Annotated in this window: 22 protein-coding genes; 8 read left to right on the forward strand and 14 right to left on the reverse strand. The window is 66.5% G+C overall.

The genetic code is table 11. The annotated features are described in order from the left end of the window. Positions 1 to 6 precede the first annotated feature (6 nt). The 4 genes from AC4D2R_RS11090 to AC4D2R_RS11105 all read right to left on the reverse strand — a co-directional run bounded on the left by AC4D2R_RS11090 (position 7) and on the right by AC4D2R_RS11105 (position 4,597). On the reverse strand, positions 7 to 930 hold the full coding sequence (locus tag AC4D2R_RS11090; RefSeq protein ID WP_490940039.1) for a carbohydrate ABC transporter permease: 924 nt from the start codon (positions 928 to 930) through the stop codon (positions 7 to 9). Continuing rightward, a complete protein-coding gene (locus AC4D2R_RS11095) occupies positions 931 to 1,875 on the reverse strand; it encodes a carbohydrate ABC transporter permease (protein ID WP_490940040.1) in 945 nt (314 codons plus the stop codon). A gap of 80 nt (positions 1,876 to 1,955) precedes the next feature. Continuing rightward, entirely contained in the window at positions 1,956 to 3,296 is a 1,341-nt protein-coding gene (locus AC4D2R_RS11100; RefSeq protein ID WP_490940041.1) for an ABC transporter substrate-binding protein, read from the reverse strand. A 290-nt stretch (positions 3,297 to 3,586) separates the two neighbouring features. Continuing rightward, on the reverse strand, positions 3,587 to 4,597 hold the full coding sequence (locus tag AC4D2R_RS11105) for a LacI family DNA-binding transcriptional regulator (protein WP_490940042.1): 1,011 nt from the start codon (positions 4,595 to 4,597) through the stop codon (positions 3,587 to 3,589). A 182-nt stretch (positions 4,598 to 4,779) separates the two neighbouring features. Here AC4D2R_RS11105 and AC4D2R_RS11110 point away from each other — a divergent pair, with 182 nt between their 5' ends. Continuing rightward, a complete protein-coding gene (locus AC4D2R_RS11110) occupies positions 4,780 to 6,063 on the forward strand; it encodes an FAD-binding protein (protein ID WP_490940149.1) in 1,284 nt (427 codons plus the stop codon). A 5-nt stretch (positions 6,064 to 6,068) separates the two neighbouring features. Here AC4D2R_RS11110 and AC4D2R_RS11115 read toward each other — a convergent pair whose 3' ends face one another. Continuing rightward, positions 6,069 to 6,875: a carbon-nitrogen hydrolase family protein gene (locus tag AC4D2R_RS11115; RefSeq protein WP_490940043.1), complete on the reverse strand. Its 807-nt coding sequence runs from the start codon at positions 6,873 to 6,875 to the stop codon at positions 6,069 to 6,071. 78 nt (positions 6,876 to 6,953) lie between these two features. Between AC4D2R_RS11115 and AC4D2R_RS11120 the strand changes: the two genes are divergently transcribed. Beyond that, positions 6,954 to 7,448, forward strand: coding sequence for a DUF427 domain-containing protein (locus AC4D2R_RS11120; RefSeq protein WP_490940044.1), 495 nt, complete (start codon positions 6,954 to 6,956; stop codon positions 7,446 to 7,448). 33 nt (positions 7,449 to 7,481) lie between these two features. Here the strand turns inward: AC4D2R_RS11120 and AC4D2R_RS11125 are convergent, their stop codons facing one another. After that, entirely contained in the window at positions 7,482 to 8,771 is a 1,290-nt protein-coding gene (locus tag AC4D2R_RS11125; RefSeq protein WP_490940045.1) for an adenylosuccinate synthase, read from the reverse strand. 214 nt (positions 8,772 to 8,985) lie between these two features. Here AC4D2R_RS11125 and AC4D2R_RS11130 point away from each other — a divergent pair, with 214 nt between their 5' ends. After that, entirely contained in the window at positions 8,986 to 9,582 is a 597-nt protein-coding gene (locus AC4D2R_RS11130) for a hypothetical protein (RefSeq protein WP_490940046.1), read from the forward strand. Between the two features lie 32 nt (positions 9,583 to 9,614). Here the strand turns inward: AC4D2R_RS11130 and AC4D2R_RS11135 are convergent, their stop codons facing one another. Continuing rightward, positions 9,615 to 9,821 carry a helix-turn-helix domain-containing protein gene (locus AC4D2R_RS11135; RefSeq protein ID WP_490902741.1) on the reverse strand — a complete coding sequence of 69 codons (207 nt, stop codon included), beginning with the start codon at positions 9,819 to 9,821 and terminating at the stop codon, positions 9,615 to 9,617. 217 nt (positions 9,822 to 10,038) lie between these two features. Between AC4D2R_RS11135 and AC4D2R_RS11140 the strand changes: the two genes are divergently transcribed. After that, entirely contained in the window at positions 10,039 to 10,752 is a 714-nt protein-coding gene (locus AC4D2R_RS11140) for an MBL fold metallo-hydrolase (RefSeq protein ID WP_490940047.1), read from the forward strand. Positions 10,753 to 10,810: 58 nt separating this feature from the next. On the opposite strand, the gene AC4D2R_RS11145 is transcribed toward AC4D2R_RS11140, so the two are convergent. The 3 genes from AC4D2R_RS11145 to AC4D2R_RS11155 form a co-directional block, all read right to left on the reverse strand. Next, positions 10,811 to 11,230 (reverse strand): DUF3151 domain-containing protein, encoded by a 420-nt coding sequence (locus tag AC4D2R_RS11145; protein WP_490902745.1) that lies wholly within the window; start codon positions 11,228 to 11,230, stop codon positions 10,811 to 10,813. Positions 11,231 to 11,232: 2 nt separating this feature from the next. Then, a complete protein-coding gene (gene fbaA / locus AC4D2R_RS11150) occupies positions 11,233 to 12,252 on the reverse strand; it encodes a class II fructose-bisphosphate aldolase (protein WP_490940048.1) in 1,020 nt (339 codons plus the stop codon). A 130-nt stretch (positions 12,253 to 12,382) separates the two neighbouring features. Beyond that, entirely contained in the window at positions 12,383 to 13,015 is a 633-nt protein-coding gene (locus AC4D2R_RS11155; protein WP_490940150.1) for a TrmH family RNA methyltransferase, read from the reverse strand. 113 nt (positions 13,016 to 13,128) lie between these two features. On the opposite strand from AC4D2R_RS11155, the gene AC4D2R_RS11160 reads away from it, so the two are divergent. Further along, positions 13,129 to 13,908, forward strand: a complete 780-nt coding sequence (locus tag AC4D2R_RS11160) for an HAD-IIA family hydrolase (RefSeq protein WP_490940049.1) — start codon at positions 13,129 to 13,131, stop codon at positions 13,906 to 13,908. Positions 13,909 to 13,929: 21 nt separating this feature from the next. On the opposite strand, the gene AC4D2R_RS11165 is transcribed toward AC4D2R_RS11160, so the two are convergent. Together AC4D2R_RS11165 and pyrE are read right to left on the reverse strand one after the other, a co-directional pair. Next, positions 13,930 to 14,931: a thioesterase domain-containing protein gene (locus tag AC4D2R_RS11165; protein WP_490940050.1), complete on the reverse strand. Its 1,002-nt coding sequence runs from the start codon at positions 14,929 to 14,931 to the stop codon at positions 13,930 to 13,932. 47 nt (positions 14,932 to 14,978) lie between these two features. Next, the gene (gene pyrE / locus AC4D2R_RS11170; protein ID WP_490940051.1) at positions 14,979 to 15,557 is read right to left on the reverse strand and encodes an orotate phosphoribosyltransferase; all 579 of its coding nucleotides are present in this window, start codon (positions 15,555 to 15,557) and stop codon (positions 14,979 to 14,981) included. A 172-nt stretch (positions 15,558 to 15,729) separates the two neighbouring features. On the opposite strand from pyrE, the gene nadE reads away from it, so the two are divergent. The 3 genes from nadE to AC4D2R_RS11185 are packed head-to-tail and all read left to right on the forward strand — an operon-like array spanning position 15,730 to position 18,241. After that, complete coding sequence (nadE, locus tag AC4D2R_RS11175) at positions 15,730 to 16,554, forward strand: NAD(+) synthase (protein WP_490940052.1); 825 nt, start codon at positions 15,730 to 15,732, stop codon at positions 16,552 to 16,554. A 26-nt stretch (positions 16,555 to 16,580) separates the two neighbouring features. Beyond that, positions 16,581 to 17,390, forward strand: coding sequence for an exodeoxyribonuclease III (locus AC4D2R_RS11180; RefSeq protein ID WP_490940053.1), 810 nt, complete (start codon positions 16,581 to 16,583; stop codon positions 17,388 to 17,390). Further along, positions 17,387 to 18,241 carry a DUF8083 family protein gene (locus AC4D2R_RS11185; RefSeq protein ID WP_490940054.1) on the forward strand — a complete coding sequence of 285 codons (855 nt, stop codon included), beginning with the start codon at positions 17,387 to 17,389 and terminating at the stop codon, positions 18,239 to 18,241. Before AC4D2R_RS11180 ends, AC4D2R_RS11185 begins: the two co-directional genes overlap by 4 nt. A 6-nt stretch (positions 18,242 to 18,247) precedes the next feature. On the opposite strand, the gene AC4D2R_RS11190 is transcribed toward AC4D2R_RS11185, so the two are convergent. Together AC4D2R_RS11190 and AC4D2R_RS11195 are read right to left on the reverse strand one after the other, a co-directional pair. Further along, positions 18,248 to 19,087 (reverse strand): YsnF/AvaK domain-containing protein, encoded by an 840-nt coding sequence (locus AC4D2R_RS11190; RefSeq protein WP_490940055.1) that lies wholly within the window; start codon positions 19,085 to 19,087, stop codon positions 18,248 to 18,250. 150 nt (positions 19,088 to 19,237) lie between these two features. Next, positions 19,238 to 20,818, reverse strand: a complete 1,581-nt coding sequence (locus AC4D2R_RS11195) for an FAD-binding oxidoreductase (protein WP_490940056.1) — start codon at positions 20,816 to 20,818, stop codon at positions 19,238 to 19,240. Positions 20,819 to 20,855: the final 37 nt, after the last annotated feature.

A 20,855-nucleotide genomic window follows, 5' to 3' on the forward strand; every position in this document is an offset into this window, starting at 1 on the left:
GAGTGGCTACTTCAGTGAGCCGAGCGACAGGCCGCCCTGCCAGTACTTCTGGAGGGAGAGGAAGGCGATGATGAGCGGCAGGATGGAGATGAAGGCGCCTGTGACGATGAGGTTCCAGACCTGTTCTCCGCCGGCGCCGGCATTCGACAGCGCCTGCCAGTTGTTGAGGCCGACTGTGACGGGCAGCAGCAGCGGGTCGCTGAGCACTGCCAGCGGAAGGAAGAAGTTGTTCCAGGTGCCCACGACCGAAAGCAGGAGCACCGTCACGATGGCCGGGCGGAGCAGCGGCAGCGAGACCTGGAAGAAGGTCCGCAGTTCGCCTGCCCCGTCGACGCGGGCGGCGTCGAGGAGTTCGTCGGCGATGGCCTCCTGGGTGTAGACCCTCATCAGGTAGACGCCGAAGGGGCTGAGCAGGGACGGCAGGATGACGGCCCAGATGGTGTTGATCAGGCCGATCTCGCTGAGCAGGACGAAGGTGGGAATCACGAGAGCGGTCATGGGAACCATCACCGCCCCCAGCAGGAGCGCGAAGAAGGCGTTCCTGCCGCGGAAGCGGTACTTCGCGAAACCGTAGCCGGCGAGCACCGAAAGGACTGTGGCTCCCACCCCGCCTGAGATGGCGTAGAGGAACGAGTTGCCCAGCCAGCGCCAGTAGATTCCGTCCTGGTGCTGGAAGAGCCCGGCAATATTGTCGAAGAGGTTGAAGCTGTCATCGAACCAGAGCGGCCCGCCGCTGCCGGTGAAGAGCCCTGCGGTGTCCTTGGTGCTTGCCACGGTCAGCCACCAGAGCGGGGTGATGAAGTAGATCACGAGGATCAGCAGGAAGATGTGGGAGCCGATCCGGCGCCCGCCGGTGCGGCCGGCCCGCACCGAACGGGTGCGGCGCGCATCCTCGTCGGGCGCTGCGGGGGTTGAGGTTACCAGTGCCATTTATTTCAGTCCGCTCTGCTTGCGGGTCAGGAAGAGGAAGAAGTAGGAGCCGATGAACACCACGATGCCGAGCGCGAAGGAGATTGCGGAGGCGTAGTTGAACTGGCTGTAGGAGAAGGCCAGCGAGTAGGCGTACATATTGGGTGTGTAGGACACCGGGATGGCTCCCTGCGCCACGGCCCGAAGGACCTGGGGCTCGGTGAAGAACTGGAGGGTTCCAATGAGGGCGAAGATCAGCACCATCACCATCGATGAGGCGATCATCGGGACCTTGACGCGCAGTGCGATCTGCAGGCCCGTGGCGCCGTCGAGCACCGCTGCCTCGTAGATGCCCGGGTCGATCCCCCGGAGCGCCGCGTAGATGATGATCATGTAGTACCCGGCCCACTGCCAGGTCACGATGTTCACAAGCGATGCGAAGATGCTGCCCTGTGCCAGGAAGTCCGGGGAGTTAAGCCCGAAGATCGCGAACAGATCCCCCGCCGGCCCGAAGCGCGGGCTGTAGAGGAAGCCCCACATCAGCGCGCCGATCACTACGGGAATCGCATAGGGGACGAAGATCAGCAGCCGGGAGAATTTCGAGGCCCACGTCGCCAGGTTGTCGAGGACGAGGGCGGCGGCGAGGGCAATGAGCATCTGCGCCGGAATCATGATCAACGCGAATTTCCCAACCCGCAGGAGGCCGTCGAGGAAGATCGGATCCGTGAAGGCCTTGGCGTAGTTGTCGAACCAGACAAAGTTGGTGCCGGTGGCCAGCGTGCTGGTCATCAGGCTCATTCGGAAGGCATAAAGCAGGGGCAGGATCAGGAAGGTGAGGAAGACGACGGCGAAGGGGGCCACGAACAGCCAGCCCCAGCGCTGGCGTCGGCGGTCTTTGAGGTCGGGGCGGGTTTTCCGGGGGGTGCTCGGCGGACTGGCCGTGACGGGCGCGGTTGTAGTAGCCATTGTCGGGGAATCCTTAGGGTTGGGCCGTACTGGGGAGGCGTCCTGCCACCGGAACGGGCGGCGGCAGGACGCCGGTCCTGCTACTTGAGGGTGAAGCCCTGTTCCTTGGCGTACTGCTCGAGGCTTGCCTGGAGGTCGTCAAGCGCCTTGCTGCCGTCCTTCTCGCCCTGCACCATCGAGTAGAGCTGTTCGGTCAGCTGGTCATAGGCGTAGTTCTGGAACGGGCTGAAGGTTGCGCCTTCGTAGCCGGCCGCAGCCTCAAGGAAGACATCCTCGTTGACCTTCTGTCCGCCGAAGAACGGGTACTCGGTCTGTGCGAACTCCTCCGACTCGAGGACCGGTGTGTAGGAGGGGAACAGCGCGCTTTCCTCGACGCCGATCTTCCACGCCTCGTCGGTTCCCAGTATTTCCTTAGCGACCTTCGCCGAAAGCTCTTTGTCCTTCGCCTGGCTCGTCACGGCGAAGGTCGATCCGCCCCAGTTGACCTGGACCGGGTTCGACGCATCCCACTGCGGCAGCGGTGCCGCACGCCAGACGGCGTCTTCGTCCGCATCGGAGAGGCCCTGCAGGTAGCCCGGGCCCCAGGCGGCCGCCAGGTACACGGCGTAGGTGCCGTCGACGAGGCTGGTGTTGTAGTCGGCGGTGAAGGCGTCATCGGTGGTGACGAGGCCCTTCTTCGCAAGGCCGTCCCAGTACTCAAGGACCTCCTTGGAGCCTTCGTCGTTGACGTTGATCCCGATTTCGGTAGGTTTGGCCGAGTCGTACTCGAAGGGCACCGACCCGTTCTGGGCGAACAGTGCCTGGCTGAAGGCCCGGCCGTTCGTCGGGAAGTTCGTCAGGACGCCCTCGCCGCCGGCGTCCTTCAGCTGCTGGGCGGCAACGGCGAATTCATCCCAGGTCTTCGGAACGGCGATGCCGTACTTCTCGAAGAGGTCCTGGCGGTAGATCATGCCCATTGGGCCGCCGTCGACGGGGATCGCGTACACAGCGTCCCCGCTTGAGACGTCCTTCCACGCACCCTCGGTGTAGTTGCCCTTGACCTCGTCCGCGCCGTACTCCGAAAGGTCGACAAGGGCATCCCGAATGGAGAAGCTCGAGAGCACCTCGGATTCGAGCATGATGACATCCGGCGCCCCGGAGCCCGATTCAATGGACGTTGAAAATTTCGTGTATTCGTCGTTCCCCTGGCCGGCGTTGGTCCAGCACACCTGGACGTCGTCGTTGCTCTCGTTGAAGGAATCCACGATCTGCTCGAAGGCCGGGTACCAGGCCCACACCGTCACCTGCGGAGCCTCTTTGTTGACGATGGTGTTGGTGCAGGACGCCTTGGCTGCGGAATCTCCGCCTCCTGACGAGCATCCGGTCAGTGCAAGTGCAGCGGCGGCGGCAATGCCGGCCGCTGAACGGATTGAGGCTTTCATATCGTGTGCTTCCTCTCGCGGTTCTCAGCCACCGTGGCCTCGTCGAACGCGAGGAGCCAGGATGCTGCGGGGAGGAGGATTAGCCCGGGAAGCAGCTGGATTCCAGCGCCCGTTCGAATCTCCCTTGATTCGGCCCGTTTCCACCTGTGCCCTCCCGCCGTTTTCGGCGGGGAACCAGCTGTCGGCTCCGATTTACATCGTTATAGGTAAACGATGTAGAAGAAGCATGCCGATGAAGTGTCACCGCTGTCAAGAGGTGCTCCACAATTGATTCCGCCGCGTCCCGGGAGTCAGGATCCTGTGGATTCCCTCTCCACCACGCGGAACTGGGCCTGGATCTCCCGCGGTGCGGTGCCGCCGCGCGGGTCGGCGATCCTCTCGATGAGGACCTTCACCGCAGTGTCGGCGATCTCGGCCCTGCCCGGGTCGATCGTGGAAAGGGTGGGCAGCGAATACTGGGCTTCGTCGAGATCGTCGAACCCGATGACCGCAACATCCTCGGGAATGCGGCGTCCGCTTTCCTGAAGCACACGCATAGCCCCCAGCGCCAGCGTGTCATTGAGGCCGAAAACCGCGTCGAAGTCCACCCCTGTGGCGAGCAGTTCACGCATGGCCGTGGCGCCGTTTGCCCGGTGCCACAGCGTGGTGTGGGCGATCAGGGCCGGGTCATAGTGCACCCCTGCTTCCTCGAGCGCGTTGCGGTAACCCTGCAGCCGCAGTCCCGCCGAACCGATCACTTCGCCCTCGTGCGCGCCCACGACGGCGATCCGCCGCCTGCCCTTGGAGATCAGGTGCGCCGTGGCTGCGGAAGCCGCCTCAATGTTGCGCATTGTGACGTGGTCGGTCGGCCCTCCGAAGATGCGCTCCCCCAGCAGCACAAGCGGGAACCCGACGGAAAGGCTTCCGGCGTCCTCGTTCGACATCCCCAGCGGACTGAAAAGAAGCCCGTCGGTCAACTGCAGCCTCGGGCTCGCCAGGATTTCGAGCTCACGATCACGGTCGCCTCCCGTTTGCTCGATCAGAACCTTGAGCCCCCGGGCCTCCGCGGCCTGGATGACGGAGTCAGCGAGCTCGGCGAAGTAGGAGAGGGAGAGCTCAGGCACGGCGAGGCCGAGGACGCCGGTCTTCCCCGAGCGAAGGCTGCGGGCCGACTGGTTGGGGCTGTAATTCAGCAGTTCCACGGCATCGAGGACGCGCCGCTTCGTGTCGGGGCGGATGTGGGGGTAGTCGTTCATGACGTTCGAGACAGTCTTGATCGAGACGCCTGCGGCCTGTGCAACATCGCGGATTGTTGCCGCCATTCGGACTCCTTTGGGGCGGCCGGCCTGATGCCGGCGGATGATTAGTCCGAATTCTATAACGTTGTAGGAACCGGCAGATGACCCTAGAGTGGTGCCTCTGGACGGGCCACCGCGAAAGCCGAGGCCCTCAACCCCAGGGACTCGCCCTGGCGGCGACGCGCGATCAGCAAGGACGGCATGTGATTACCCAAGAATCAGAAACCGAGCGCAACTGGGCCGGGAACCTCACCTATCGGCAGGCCCGCATCGAGCGCCCCGAGAGCATTGCAGCCCTTCAGGCAGTTGTCGCAGGCGCTTCGTCGGTACGGGCGCTGGGCAGCCGGCACTCCTTCAACGACATTGCCGACACCTCCGGCACGCTCGTCTCCCTTGAGGACCTGGCCGTAGAGACCGAAATGGATCCCGGACGGCGGACGGTCACAGTGGGCGCGGGTACGCGGTACGGCGAACTCGCGGCGGAGCTCCAGCGCTCGGGCTACGCGCTGCACAACCTTGCGTCCCTGCCCCACATCTCCGTTGCCGGAGCGGTGGCCACCGCCACCCACGGCTCAGGCAACGGCAACGGAAACCTCGCAACGGCCGTGGCCGCCATTGAACTGGTCACCGCCTCCGGCGACCTCGTGACAGTCCGGCGCGGTGAGCCGGACTTCAACGGCATGGTGGTGAACCTCGGGGCACTTGGCGTGATGACCCGCATCACCCTCGACATCGAACCGAGCTTCAGCGTCCGCCAGGATGTCTACACCGGCCTTCCCTGGACGCACGTCCTTTCCAACCTGGCCGAGGTCACCGGGAGCGCCTACAGCGTGAGCCTCTTCACCGACTGGCGGTCGGAGACAATTGCCCAGGCCTGGCTGAAGACCCGGACCGAAGATGCGGGTCCGGCTCCGGTGGAGTTCCACGGCGGAGTCCCTGCCGCCGGGCCGCTGCACCCGGTTCCGGGGATGTCTCCGGTGAACTGCACCGAACAGGGCGGCGTGCCCGGGCCCTGGTCCGACCGCCTTGCCCATTTTCGGCTCGCCTTCACCCCAAGCAGCGGCGAGGAACTGCAGTCCGAATATCTGGTCGGTACCGAACACGCCGCCGGTGCGATCGAGGCCGTCCGCGCGCTTTCGCACCGGATTGCGCCGCTGCTCCAGGTTTCGGAGATCCGCACCATGGCCGCCGACGAGCTGTGGCTGAGCAGCAACTACGGCCGGGCGGGCATCGGGATCCACTTCACCTGGAAACCCCTCCAAGCGGAGGTGGAGGCTCTGCTGCCGGAGCTTGAGGCAAGCCTCGCCCGGTTCGGGGCGCGGCCCCACTGGGGCAAGCTGTTCGGCCCCCATGCCGGGGCCCTCGATCGGCTGTACCCGCGGCTTGCCGACTTCCGCACGCTCGCCGAGGTCTGGGATCCGCACGGCAAGTTCCGCAACGACTTCCTGGACCGCACGGTCTTCGCCGACGCTGCCCGATCGGCAGGCTGAGCGGGCTACTGCGCGTCGACGATTTCGGCGTTGTGAGCGAAACGGCGGTTCTTGAGCACCGGCAGGAACTCCCGGACGTCGTCCACGCGCCGCCGGGTGACCTCCGTTGTGACAACGGCGCGCTCTTCGTCGTCGAGGTAGACGTGGGGAATGCCCATCGGGTCAAGGATTGCCGAGTGGCCGATCGTGTGCCCGCTCGAGGTTCCCGCCGCCGCGATCCACACAGTGTTCTCGATGGCACGCGCCTTGAGCAGCGCCTCCCAGTGCTCAACCTTGTGGTCTCCCTTGAACCAGGCGGCGGGAACGCACAGGAGGTCGGCGCCGGCGTCGACGAGTGCACGCGCCTGCTCGGGAAAGCGGATGTCGTAACAGGTCATCAGCCCCACGGTCATCCCGCCGACGGGCACGACGGCGATGCCGCCGTCACCGGGCTTGATCCGCGTCGACTCCTTGTAGCTGAACGCATCGTAGAGGTGGAGCTTGCGGTAGGTGTCGGCGATCCTGCCCGTTTCATCGATCAGGACGAGGGTGTTGAACGGGCGGTCCTCGCCGCTGGGTTCGTACCCGCCGGCCACCACCGCCAGACCCAGTTCGGCCGCGAGGAATGAAAGCTTCTGGACGAAGGAGCTCCAATTCGCCTCGACGGCGTCGCGCACCGGACCCTCGACCTTGCCGATGGAGAACATCGACTCCTCGGGGAACACGATCAGCGAGGACCCCTCGCTCTTGGCCTGCTCCGCGAGCCCGCGCATCACCTCAAGGTTCGCCTGGGCGTCACCGCCCGGCCGGAACTGCCCCACGCTGACTTTCATGAACCCCGCCTCCGAGTAGCTGCTCCTCACCCAAGCCTACAGACTGCGCGCAGGGTTGCTAAAGGCTAGCGTTGGGCCATGAGGAACTCCAAGGAAACGCCGGGGCCCGGGCAGGAATCCGTCTGGGACTACCCGCGGCCGCCGCGGGTCGAGAAAAGCACTGAGGAAATCGTCGTGAGGCTCGGCGGGGAGGTGATCCTTCGGACGACGGCCGCGGTCCGGGTGCTCGAGACGAGCCACCCTCCCGTCTACTACCTGCCCCTGACGGACTTCGTGCCCGGGGCCCTCGAGCCGGTGGGAGGTACCTCGTTCTGTGAGTTCAAGGGCACCGCGGGCTACTTCGACGTCGTCGGAGGCGGGCGGCGCGCCGCGAAGGCGGCCTGGACCTACCCCCAGCCGGCTGCCCGCTACGAGGAACTCGAGGGACGCGTGGCGGTCTACCCGGCGGCAATGGACAGCTGCACGGTGAACGGCGAGCCGGTCACCGCACAGGCGGGAGGGTTCTACGGCGGCTGGATCACGCGCAGGATCACCGGCCCGTTCAAGGGAGCCCCCGGCACCCGGGGCTGGTAGGCCGCCGGTGCCGGGCGCTGCATCCGAGCCGGCTCAGCCGGTGATGAGGTCGTTGACCACGATCGTCTGGTCGCGGTCGGGGCCCACTCCGATCGCGGAGAAGCGGGTGCCCGACATCTTCTCGAGCGCCCGCACGTAGGTCTGCGCGTTTTCGGGGAGGTCGTCGATCGTGCGCGCGCCGGTGATGTCCTCGGTCCAGCCCTCGAAATACTCGAAGATCGGCTTGGCGTGGTGGAACCCGGTCTGGGTCATCGGCATTTCGTCGTGGCGCTCTCCGTCAACGTCGTAGGCCACGCAGACGGGGATCCGCTCGATGCCCGTCAGGACGTCGAGCTTGGTGACGAAGTAGTCGGTGAACCCGTTCACGCGGGCTGCGTGCCGGGCCAGGACGGCGTCGTACCAGCCGGTGCGGCGGGGGCGCCCGGTGTTCACGCCGAACTCGCCGCCGGTCTTCTGGAGGTAGAGGCCCATGTCGTCGAAGAGCTCGGTGGGGAACGGACCGGCGCCCACGCGCGTGGTGTACGCCTTGATGATTCCCACCGCACGGGTGATGCGGGTGGGCCCGATTCCGGATCCCACCGAGGCACCGCCCGCCGTCGGGTTCGACGAGGTGACGAACGGGTAGGTTCCGTGGTCGACGTCGAGGAAGGTGGCCTGGCCGCCCTCCATGAGGACGACCTTGCCCTCGTCGAGCGCCTCATTGAGGACGAAGGTCGAATCGATGACGAGGGGGCGCAACCGCTCGGCGTAGGAGAGGAAGTAGGCGACGACTTCGTCCACTTCGACGCTTCGACGGTTGTAGACCTTCACAAGCAGTTCGTTCTTCTGCTTGAGGGAGCCCTCGACCTTCTGGCGCAGGATCGACTCGTCGAAGACGTCCTGGACGCGCAGGCCAAGCCGGGCCACCTTGTCCATGTAGGCGGGCCCGATGCCGCGCCCCGTGGTTCCGATTGCCCGCTTGCCCAGGAACCGCTCGGTGACCTTGTCGAGCACCTGGTGGTAGGGCGCCACCAGGTGGGCGTTCGCCGAAACCCTCAGCTTCGAGGTGTCGGCGCCGCGTGCTTCAAGCCCGTCGATCTCGGCGAAGAGTGCTTCGAGGTTGATCACGCAGCCGTTGCCGATGATCGGGATTGCATTGGGGCTGAGGATGCCGGCGGGAAGGAGTTTCAGCTCGTACTTTTCGCCGCCGACGACCACCGTGTGCCCGGCATTGTTTCCGCCGTTGGGCTTGACGACGTAGTCGACGCGGCTGCCGAGCAGATCAGTCGCTTTGCCTTTTCCTTCGTCGCCCCACTGGGCTCCGACAATCACAATTGCAGGCATGGGATCCTCCCCCATCGCGACGGCGCTCCGCGCCTCGGTGCGTGCGCAGTCGCTGCCGTCATGAGAACGCCCCATGGTGCGCGCCGGGTACCGGCAGGGCCAGGGGCTCTTACTCCCCGAGTTTAGCCGAGGCCGCTGCCGGTCGTCGAAACCCGGGCTGTCAATTGCGCCCGCCCCGGCCGTCCGGCACCTGCGGCTGGGGCAGAATTGAGCGATGGACCGCTTCGAAGGCCGCATTGCAGGCATCGGCACCACCTCCGGCACCCGCATCGTGGTGGGCAGCTGGGAGGTATCGCCGTTTGGCGCGTTCACCGACGTCATGGTCGAGGACGCCGGCGGCCACCGGACCCTGATCGCGCCCACGCCTGAGGTCGGCGACTACGTGGGTTCGACCTACACGTTCGACAATGTGCTGATCACGGCAGTCCATTGCCGCCTCGACGCTGCCGGAATTGCCGTTGACGCCGGGCCGCTGCACCTGCGCGCCGAGGTCGGGCGCTCCACTCCGCTGGGGCTGGCGCTGCGGCTGGTTCCGCGGCGGCTCGCCACAAGCCCGCGCTGGCTTGCGTTGATCGACCCGGTGGCCGCGGCCATGGTTCCGGGGGTCCATACCGCCGGGTCGGCCGGGAGCGGGCGACGCGAGTACTACGGGGTCACTGGCGCCCGCACCATCACCGCCGCCGACGCCCGGTGGCACGGCACGACCCTCGGCGCCCTCGCCCCGCTGCATCCGCCGGTGCGTTTCGGCTTCAGCTCCGCCCCCGCCGCTCCGCAGCTGGTCAGCGTTGTGACGACCGTGGCCGGCGCCTGAGCGCGGCCGGGGTCTTCACAGTCGGCACTTGTTCAGCCGACCGAGCGCCGTTCCGGGTTCACGGTGTCCAGATATTCCTGGACCGCCTCCTCGGGCACGCGGTAGGAGCGCCCGAACCGGATCCCCCTCATAGCGCCGGACTGCACCAGACGGTAAACCGTCATCTTCGATACCCGCATCATCTCGGCAACCTCCGAGACTGTGAAAAGGTGACCTGAAAATTGATTGTGTCCCGTCACTACACACCCGCTCCCACAAGCTCACTCACCACTTTGGTGACTCCCTCCACTGTGGTCCGCGGTGCTTCGGGGTCACAAGGGAAATTGATACTCGTTTCTCGATCGCCCATCCAAGTAGTCGCCCGGGCGGGAGCCTAGAGTTGACCGTGTTTGAGGGCAGCCCCTGCTGAGTTGATCCACGTCGAGGAGACGGAACCACATTGAAAGCAGCGAGGTCATGAAAACCCCGAGGTCGATCCGTTCGATGACCGAACCTGCTCCGGGTGTGCACTTCGTGGAGGGCCCGTACTCCAACTGGACGGTCTTGGTGGGCCCCGGGACCGCAACGCTCGTTGACGCCGGCTACCCGCAGGACCTCGGCCTGGTGCTTGAGTCACTAAAGAAGGCCGGAGACAGGCGCCTTGAAGCGGTGTTGATCACCCACGGCCACTCGGACCATATCGGCTCGATCGCCGGCCTCTCCGAACGCTTCTCACCAAGGATCCTCGCCTCGCCGGAGGAGATCCCCAACATCCGGCGTGGGGTGCTGCACCAGGTGGGGTTCCGCGAGGTGCTCCCCCGCCTGCTGGGCTATGGCGTTGCGGCCTGGGCATGGCACGCCATCGCCTCGGGAGGGCTGAACCGTGTGGCTGTTGCGCAGGTTGAACCGGTTCCGGACCACCTGCCGCTGCTCCTCAGCGGGCACACCGTGGTTCCGGTGCCCTCCCACGGGCACACGCCGGGTCACAACGCCTACGAACTCCCCGACGCCGGCGTCCTGATCACCGGCGACGCACTGGTCACCGGGCACCCGACGTCGCGCCGGTCGGGCGTCCAGCTGCTCCCGAGGATGTTCCATTCGGACCCGGACCGCGCAGCAGCTTCCCTGGAACGGCTCTCCGGGGGACCTGCACGGATCCTCCTGCCGGGGCACGGCCCGCTGGCGGGGTAGCGCCGGGAGGGCCGCGGCTGCGGCCCTCCCGGCACCGGTGCTGCTGGTACTTCCGTTGTCAGCCGCCGAGCTGCGCGCTCGCCTCGGGGTCGGACTCGCGGAGGAAGACGGCGATGCGCTCGGCTTCCTCGATCTCGCCGATTGACGCCGCCGCCCGGCCCAGCGCGTAAAGGGAACGCAGGAATCCCCGGTTGGGTTCGTGCGAGTAGGGCACGGGACCCGCTCCCCGCCACCCGTTGCGTCGCAGCGCGTCGAGTCCGCGGTGGTAGCCGGTGCGCGCGTAGGCGTAGGACTCGATCGTTCGCCCGTCCGCGTACGCCTCGTCGGCGAGGACCGCCCACACGAGGGAGGACGTGGGGTACTTCGCGGCGAGGTCGACTGCCTCGTCGCCGGCCTGGAGGCGGGCTGTCACGTCGGGTTCCTCGGGGAGGTAGGTCGGCTCCGGCCCGAGGAGGTTCTTGCGGAATTCGTCGGACATGCCTAGAGCTTCTTTCCGGCGGAGCCCAGTGACGCTGCGGCCTCAACGACGCGGGCGGCAAGGCCGGCCTCGGCCGAGGCACCCCAGACGCGCGGGTCGTAGACCTTCTTGTTGCCGACTTCGCCGTCGACCTTCAGCACGCCGTCGTAGTTGCGGAACATGTGATCGGCCACAGCGCGGGTGAAGGCGTACTGGGTGTCGGTGTCGATGTTCATCTTGATGACGCCGTAGGAGACGGCGTCGGCGATTTCCTGCTCGCTCGAGCCGGAGCCGCCGTGGAACACCAGGTCGAAGGGCTTGTCCTTGCCCAGTTTCTGGCCCACCTGCTGCTGGATGTCGTTGAGGATTTCCGGGCGGAGCTTGACGCCGCCGGGCTTGTAGACGCCGTGGACGTTGCCGAAGGTGAGCGCCGTGATGTACCTGCCGTTTTCACCGGAGCCAAGTGCATCGACGGTCGCGAGCGCGTCCTCGACCGTGGTGTAGAGCTTGTCGTTGATCGCGTTTTCGACGCCGTCCTCTTCGCCGCCGACGGTTCCGATCTCCACTTCGAGGATGATCTTCGCCGCGGCCGCGCGGGGCAGGATTTCCCGGGCGATGCGCAGGTTCTCCTCAAGGGTTTCGGCCGAACCGTCCCACATGTGCGACTGGAACAGCGGGTTGCCGCCGTTCTTCACCGCTTCTTCGGAGGCCGCAAGGAGCGGCAGCACGAAATCGTCGAGCTTGTCCTTGGGGCAGTGGTCGGTGTGCAGGGCGATGTTGACGTCGTACTGCCGTGCCACCTCGTGAGCGAACGCCGCGAAGCCGCGCGCCCCGGCAACCATGTTCTTGACGCTGGCGCCGGACCAGTAGGCCGCCCCGCCCGTTGAGACCTGCACGATGCCGTCGGAACCGGCATCGGCGAAACCGCGCATCGCGGCGTTGAGGGTCTGTGAGGAGGTCACGTTCACCGCCGGGTACGCGAAGCCGCCTGCCTTGGCGCGGTCGATCATTTCGGCGTAGATCTCAGGTGTGGCGATTGGCATGTTCGACTCCTTGTAGATGTGTTCGTGGGCCCTGCGCGCAGAAACCACCGCGTGCGATCGTTACCATCCTAGCGATGCGCCCTGCCGCCCGCAGGTGCGATATGACCTCCGCGCGGCGGGCGGGCACCGCTCAGACGTGCTGGTCGAAAACGTGCCGCCGGAGCCAGCCGTGCATCGCGATGGCCGCGGCGGCTGAGGCGTTGATGGAGCGGGTTGAACCGAACTGCGCAATGGACAAGGTGGCCGTTGCTGCAGCGTGGACCTCCGGGGTAAGGCCTGGGCCCTCCTGTCCGAACACGAGGACACAGTTTTCGGGGAGGTCATAGGTTTCAAGCGGCACCGAGTCGGGGAAGTTGTCGATCCCGATGATGCTGAGCCCCTCGCCCTGCGCCCAGTCCACGAAATCCTTGACCGTCGGGTGGTGGCGGACGTGCTGGTAGCGGTCGGTGACCATCGCACCGCGGCGGTTCCAGCGGCGCCGGCCGATGATGTGGACTTCCTTGGCAAGGAACGCGTTGGCGGTGCGAACCACCGAACCGATATTGAGGTCGTGCTGCCAGTTCTCGATTGCGACGTGGAAATTGTGACGGCGCAAGTCCAGGTCGGCGACGATCGCGTCGTGGTTCCAGTACCGGTAGCCGTCGACGACGTTGCGGGTGTCGCCGCCCGCGAGCAGCTCCTTGTCCCACTGGGAACCCTCGGGCCATTCGCCCTCCCACGGCCCCACGCCCACCGGTGCCGCCTCGGGCCCGCCGGGAGGCACGCCCGTCGGATCCTGGTGCGGCCCTGCTGCGTGCTCGTTCACTGCGTCCTTCACGACTCAAGCCTAAGGTGAAAGACTGTCCCCTGTTCCCGGCCCTGTAATGAAGGACGCTCATGCGCGAAAACGAACACATCGAGTGCTGGTTGACCGACATGGACGGCGTGCTCGTCCATGAGAACCACCCGATTCCCGGTGCGTCCGAGCTGATCGAGCGCTGGGTCGCTACCTCGAAACGGTTCCTGGTGCTGACGAACAACTCGATCTACACCCCGCGGGACCTCGCGGCACGGCTGAAGGCCTCGGGACTAGAGATCCCCGAAGAGAACCTGTGGACCTCCGCCCTCGCCACCGCCGAATTCCTCAAGGGGCAACTCCCCGGAGCGCGCGCCTACGTGATCGGTGAGGCAGGACTCACCACCGCCCTTCACAACGCGGGATTCGTGCTCACCGACACGAACCCCGACTACGTCGTCCTCGGCGAGACCCGCACCTACTCCTTCGAGGCGATTACCATGGCCATCCGGCTGATCCTCGACGGTGCGCGCTTCATCGCAACGAATCCCGACGTCACGGGCCCGTCCAAGGAGGGCCCGCTGCCGGCCACCGGAGCCATCGCGGCCCTGATCACCGCAGCCACCAACCGGGACCCCTACATCGTGGGCAAGCCGAACCCCATGATGTTCCGCTCCGCGATGAACCAGATCGATGCCCACTCCGAGACCACCGCGATGATCGGTGACCGGATGGACACCGACATCATCGCCGGCATGGAGGCAGGGCTTCACACGGTCCTGGTGCTCAGCGGGATCACCCAGCCGGCCGACATCGAGGCCTACCCGTTCCGCCCGGCTCAGATCGTGAACTCGGTGGCCGACCTGATCAGCCAGGTCTAGGCAGCTCCACGCAGTGCAGGGCTAGAACGCCGCCTTTCCCGCACCTCCCTGGGGCAGGGGAAGGAACTGTTTCTGGACCGAATGCACCAGCGGCTGGTAGATGATCGGGTTCCACTGGGGACTGGCGTGGGCGGGAAGGGCACCCTCGGTGACAAGGTTCGAGACAACGATGTTGGAGGGGAACCGCCGCTCCCAGCCGGACCGTGCCGCCGCATAGTCCACCACGGTGTCCCCCGGATTGCCGAGGAAGGCCAGCTTGGTCCGGCCGAGCGACTTTTGGAACCGGGTCGGGTCGAAGTGGTAGATGTAGGACGCCTGGGACTGGATGAGCACGCTGCTCGGGGCGAGCGGCGAGAGCTGCTCGAGGGTCTGGTCGGCGATCTGTCGCCAGGTGCGTTCATCCTTGTGGACGATCCGTTCGCCAAGTTCATAGCCTCCGCGGACCACGCTGGGAACCTTGTAGCCGGCCTCGTAGAGGAACACCACGCCTTCGAACATCTCCTGGTCGAGGACGTCGAACTTCGTGCTCGGGCTTGAGTCGAGGATGATCAGCTCCACCGGGATGTCACGTGCCCTCAGCCGTGCGGCGACCTCGACCGCGACCATCCCCCCGAAGCTGTGGCCGTAAAAGTAAAGCTTCTCTACCTGGAAGTTGCGCACGTACCGGTGCATCTCGGCCACGATGTTGCTGACGTCGAGGCCGCTGTTGGAATAGCCCATCACCGCCAGCTGGCCTCGCCGGGCCAGGGCGGGCCGAAGCGCGTTGAGGATCCACAGACCCTCCTCCCAGCTCGTCTTGTAGCCGGGGAACAGCACCCAGCGGTCGTGCGGGAACCGAGCAGCCGCCTGGTCATCCTGAAGCGGGAGGATGCGCAGTCTTTCGCGCTGTTCCTGGATCGCCCGGGTGACGTAGAGGTCGGCCGCGAGGGTCAGCGCCAGGGACGAGCCGGTCAGGAACGCCCTGCGGGAGAACGACTTCACCTCGGTTGAATAGCCAAGCAGGAGCCGTGGATCATCGGTCACCTTGCCCTCCCTCCTGCAGCCCTCTGCTTCCCGTGCGCTGCGTCGGGTCAGGCGAGCCCGAGTTCGTCCTTCCCAAAGGCGTAGAGGTAGGGAACTGAGGCTTCAGCCTCGATGCGTTCCTTCGAACCGGTATCCCGGTCGACGATTACGGCGACCGCCCGCACCTCGGCGCCGGCCCGGCGGACGCCGTCGACGGCGGCAAGGGCGGATCCGCCAGTGGTCGAGGTGTCCTCGAGCACCACCACGCTCCGTCCTGCGACGTCGGGACCCTCAACCTGCCTGCCCATTCCGTGGCTCTTGGCGGCCTTGCGGACAACGAAGGCGTCGACGGCGCGGCCCTGGCGGGCAGCCGCGTGCATGACGGCGGTTCCGACCGGGTCGGCGCCCATTGTCAGGCCACCGGCGCTCTGAAACTCGATACCTGCTTCATCGAGCAGTGCGAGCATCACGCGCCCCACCAGCTGGGATGCCTCGTGGTGCAGGGTGATCCGGCGCAGGTCGATGTAGTACTCGGCCTCCACTCCGCTCGAGAGCGTGACCTTCTCGTGAACCACTGCCAGTTCCTTGATCAGTTCAAGGAGGCGGGCTCGGTCTGCGGACGAGGAGGCGGCGATGTCGGCGGTCATGATCACGAGTCTATCGAGTCCGGTGGCGGCCCCCGTCCGGCCGGTGAGGGCAGGCCGGTTGAGGTGGGAAAGCCCCATGGAAGCCGGGCCCACCGTCCGGCAAGCACCTGAGCGGCCTGCCGCCGGGCACCGCCGTAACACGGGGGAAACGCCGCCGTAGTAGCCTGAGCAGATGCGCGAACTTCAGGCCACAATCATCGAAGAACTGGGCGTGCGGCCCACCATCGAACCGGCTTCCGAAATACGGGCCCGGGTCGGATTCCTCAAGGACTACGTCTTGGCCTCGGGAACCCGCGGGTTCGTCCTGGGCATCAGCGGCGGCCTCGACTCGACCGTCGCCGGGAAGCTCGCACAGCTCGCCGTCGACGAGCTGCGCTCCGAAGGCACCGACGCCGATTTCATCGCCGTCCGGCTGCCGTACAACACGCAGAAGGACGAGGAAGACGCCCAGGCCGCCCTCGCCTTCATCCAGCCCCGCACCACCCGCGAGTACAACGTGGCCCCCGCTGTTGACGGTTTCGAGGACGAATACGTGAAGACCACCGGCGAGGTGATCTCCGACTTCAACAAGGGCAACATCAAGGCGCGTGCCCGCATGACCGCCCAGTACGCCCTTGCCGGCCAGCACAACCTCCTTGTCTTGGGAACCGACCACGGCGCCGAATCCGTTACGGGGTTCTTCACGAAGTACGGTGACGGCGGGGCCGACATCCTGCCCCTGTTTGGGCTGAACAAGCGGCAGAACCGCGCGCTGCTCCAGGAACTGGGCGCCGGGCCGGAGCTCTACAACAAGGTTCCGACGGCGGACCTGCTCGACGACGCACCCGGCCAGAGCGACGAGCACGAACTCGGGCTGACGTACGACCAGATCGACGACTACCTCGAGGGCCGGACCGTTGACGATGCCGCAGCGGCCGCAATTGAACACCGCTATTGGATCACCCGCCACAAGCGGACTGTCCCGGTAACGATTTTCGACTCGTGGTGGCGGCGGTAAACTCCCCGGTTGGTAACGTAGGACGCGTGAAGATAGCCACCTGGAACGTCAACTCCCTCCGTGCCCGCATCGACCGCGTCGAGGCCTGGCTGAACCGGTCCGACGTTGACGTCCTGGCCATCCAGGAAACCAAGTGCAAGGACGAGAACTTTCCGTGGGAAATGTTCGAGAACGCCGGCTACGAGGTTGCCCACTTCGGCCTGAGCCAGTGGAACGGTGTGGCGATCGCCTCCCGCGTCGGCCTCGACGACGTCGAACGCACCTTCCCCGGCCAGCCGGGCTTCGCCAAGCCGGGCATTGAGCCGGTCCAGGAAGCAAGGGCGATCGGGGCGACCTGCAACGGCGTACGAGTGTGGAGCCTCTACGTACCCAACGGACGCTCCCTCGACGACCCGCACATGCCGTACAAGCTGCAGTGGCTCGATGTGCTCCGCCAGCACGCACAGGACTGGATCACCGCCGACCCGGAGGCGCAGATCGCCCTGATGGGTGACTGGAACATCGCACCGCAGGACGACGACGTGTGGGACATCGACTTTTTCGTCAACGGAGGGCACACCCACGTCAGCCCACCCGAACGGGCCGCCTTCCAGGCCTACATCGACGCCGGCTTCACCGACGTCGCCCGCCCGTTCACCCCCGGCCCGGGCGTCTACACCTACTGGGACTACACCCAGCTGCGCTTCCCGAAGAAGGAAGGGATGCGGATCGACTTCGTGCTCGGCTCCCCGGCCCTCGCAGCCCGGGTCGAAGGCGCGTCGATCGACCGCGAGGAACGCAAGGGCAAGGGCGCCTCCGACCATGCGCCCGTCATCGTGGAGCTCCGCGGACAGTGAACAGACGGCGGCCCACCGGCATGGCCCGGCCTTTCCCCTACGTTTCGTACCTGCGGGTCTACGAGCCGCTCGACGCGTTCGACGACGCCCAGCAGCTCGCCATCCTCGAACAGCGCTCGCGCGGCCGGCGGGTCACCGAGGCGCTGGACCACACGCAGGCGCTGCGCCGGGTGCTACGGACGGTCTCGGACCCGTTCCCGCACCACGAACCGGACCTGGTGCGGGTCGTCCATTACCCGGGAGTGTCAGGGGCCACCTCGCCCTACTACTGCCCCAACCAGCTCGCGGTACGCACCACCCTTGCCGCCGAATCGCTCGACGCCACCCTGCGGGGCCCGCTGGTTGACGTCCTTGTGCCCGAGGCCGCCCGGGAGGCCCAGCAGGCGCGCCTCGACCCCGACACGTTTGCCGATTCGGTGGCCAAGCTCCACACCCGGTCGGCGACCTGGGGGGTCCCCTTCGCCTGGTTCGTCCTGATCCACGAGGACGACCTGACCGAAGTCGTCGAAGATGACGGACGGGTGAGCACCGTGCGGATTTCGGCGCGGGTCAACGAATGCATCGACCGGGCCCGCCGGGCCATCGCCCAGCTCGCCGTCGGCGCACCCGAGCTCGACCTGCTCGAAGAGCTGACCGACATCGCCCAGTGGCTTGAGGTGTTCCGCCGCGATGCGGTTGTCGAGATCGATTACGGAGCCGTCGCCGATCTCGTATTTCCCGACGAGTCCCCCGCCGACGTCCGCCTCGGGATCGAAAGCCTCGCCGAGGCGGACATGACCGGAGCAGCTGCGTCCTACCGCCGCCTTGCGTCCCGCTGGATTCCCATCCGCCAGCTGGCGCGGGCGTCCTAGCTCCACCTAGCCTGGCGTGAGGTCGCTGCCCGTGAAATCGCTGCGGTCGGCTTCGATGACTTCCTTGCGCACCTCGCCACTGACCGTCTCGTCCCGGGTGATGACCTCCTTGTTCAGGCGGACCCGCTCGATGGCGACGATTTCGGTGTGGACTATTGCACGTTCTTCATGGAGGACGATCTCGACCTCACTGCCGTCGAACGCCGAGCCGACGGCGGCATAGAGTTCGTCACGATCGACGTCGGTGTAGGAACCCTTGCGGGCACCGGTTCCGTCCTGGCCCACAACGTCCGCCGTCGGGATGCGCTCGATCACGAGTTCCTCCCTGCGGACCGGGACCGTCAATGTCACGTTTTCGGTGACGACCCGCTTGATGAGGCGGACCCGCTCCGTCGGACGGATTTCGGTGTGGACCCGCAGCTGCTCCTCGGACCGCGTCATCGCATCGTCAAGTTCACGGCGCGAGGCCCGGTCCGCAAGGGAACGCTCGGCAGCGGGATGGGCGTCTGAACCGACGCCGTCGACACCGGGAATCAGCCGGTAATGGCGCAGGAGGTGCTTTTCCTCCTCGGGGCTGAGGTGGCCGTCCTGAGACATGTCCGGGGAGCTCTGCACCGCTTCCCGCGTGTAGGGAACGCGCACGTTTTCTCCATCGACGGCTGCGCCCTGGAGTGGAACGAAGGTCTCGGGGTTACCCACCCGGCCCGTGGTGACCGTGATCCAGGTGGGCTGGCCGGTCTTGTCATCGACGAAGAGCTGTCCCATCGGCCCGAGGGTGTGGCCGTCATCGCTGACGACGCTTCCCCGCGAGTCGATCAGGTCCTTCATCTGTTCCTGCGAGATCATTGCGTGCCTTTCGGTGGTGAAGCCGCCGCAGCACCCGGGCTGGAGGCTTTCGGTCGGGTTCCCACGCTATGAAACATTCGACCCGGTAGCAAGCCTGCTTAGTAATTTGTATGGGTCTTGTGGCACCACCACCGAGCCGTACCGGTCCCGTCAGCCGGCGTTGGGAACGCGGAAGAGCCCGTCGGGGTCGGCGGCCGACCGGATGCGGGCCAGACGGCGGGCGTTGCCGGCGAAGTAGGCGTTATCGGCGTTGCGGAGCTGGGCATCGGCGTAGTTCGCGTAGGCTCCGTCGCCCCAGAAGGGCACCATAATGGCCCGGGACCCCCGGACGAACGCGTCGAACGGTGCCGGGTCAAGGGCGGCGTCGAACGTAGCGGTGTACTGAACCGTTGCGTACGCGTTCCGGTGCCCGAAGCCTGTTGCGCCCGCGTCGAGGTCGCGCACCGCGCCCCCGAGCGCGTCGAGGGAGACAGCGGTTTCGATTGCTCCGGAAAGCTCGTGGCCCCGCACGCACCTGGCGACGAGTTCAGCCACTCCGGCGGCGTCGAGGCGGTCGTAGGGCACGTGCGAGGTGGCGCTGAAGGCCTCGCGGGCCAGGGATCCGCCCGGGGCGGTGGTGCACTGCTCGGCGGACAGGCCGGCACATCCGGCATAGGCGAACATGACCTCAAGGTAGTCGCGGTCCGGCCGCACGCTGTTCACCAGCGGGAGCGTACCGGAGGCCCCGTGGAGTCCGGCCAGCTGTGCGTCGAGTTCCGCAGAGGGACCGGTCCAGGTGACCGTCAGCTGGATCACCGGCGCGTCATGGCGTTGGCCGCTGAGCAGTTTCAGGGTCGACCACAGCCGCGCATCGGCAGCAGGCGCCCAGTCCTGCCAGGCAAGGAGCACCCGTTCGGCGTCGGCGAAATCCCACTGCAGGAACACGGTGCTGATGCGCGGCGCCGGCACGGTGGAGAAGGTCAGGGAAGTGACGACCCCCACCTGCCCGCCGCCTCCCCGGCAGGCCCAGAACAGGTCCGGGTTCTCGGAGGCGTCGGCAATGACCACCTCCCCCTTCGCCGTGACGAGTTCCACCGACTTCAGCGCATCGCTCGTGAGTCCATAGGCACGGGTGAGGACCCCAACTCCTCCGCCCAGGGTGAGGCCGGTGATCCCGACGGTGGGGCACGATCCTGCCGCCAACGCCCTGCCCGCGCGGCCGACCGCAGCGTAAACCTCGATCAGGGAGGCGCCCGCCCCGATCGTGACCGTGGAGTCGGCGTTGAGGCGGATCTCCGCAAGACGGCGGACGTCAAGGACCACGGACGGTGCCGTGCCCGCGGCGGGGACGTCGCCCGAGGAGTGGCCGGGGTAGCTGTGTCCGCCCGCCCGAAGGGCAAGGGGAACCCCTGCCGCGGCGGCGAACTTCACCACCTCGGCCACATCGGCAGCCGACGCCGCCGACGCCACGGCGAGCGGTTCGGCCGAGTCGAACCGCGGGTTCTGGATCCGCTTGACCGTCGGGTAGGAGCCGCTTCCGGGGAGCGCCAGCTCACCCGACAGCCGCGAGGCCAACCCGTCCCAGTCCGGCGGCCCCGCCACCGTCGGAGCGGCGGATGCCGAGGGCGGCGGAAGCGAGGGTGCCGGTTTGGAGGGTGACGGCGAGGAGGGTGCAGGAGCGCACGCGGCTGCGTAGAGCCCGTGGAAGCCGAGGGAGGATGCAATGAGCACTTTTCGGCGGTCGAGGTTCATGTCCTGCCGCCCTACGTGCGGTCCGGCACTGCGGCGC

The organism is Arthrobacter sp. TJ-217 (genome assembly GCF_058269255.1).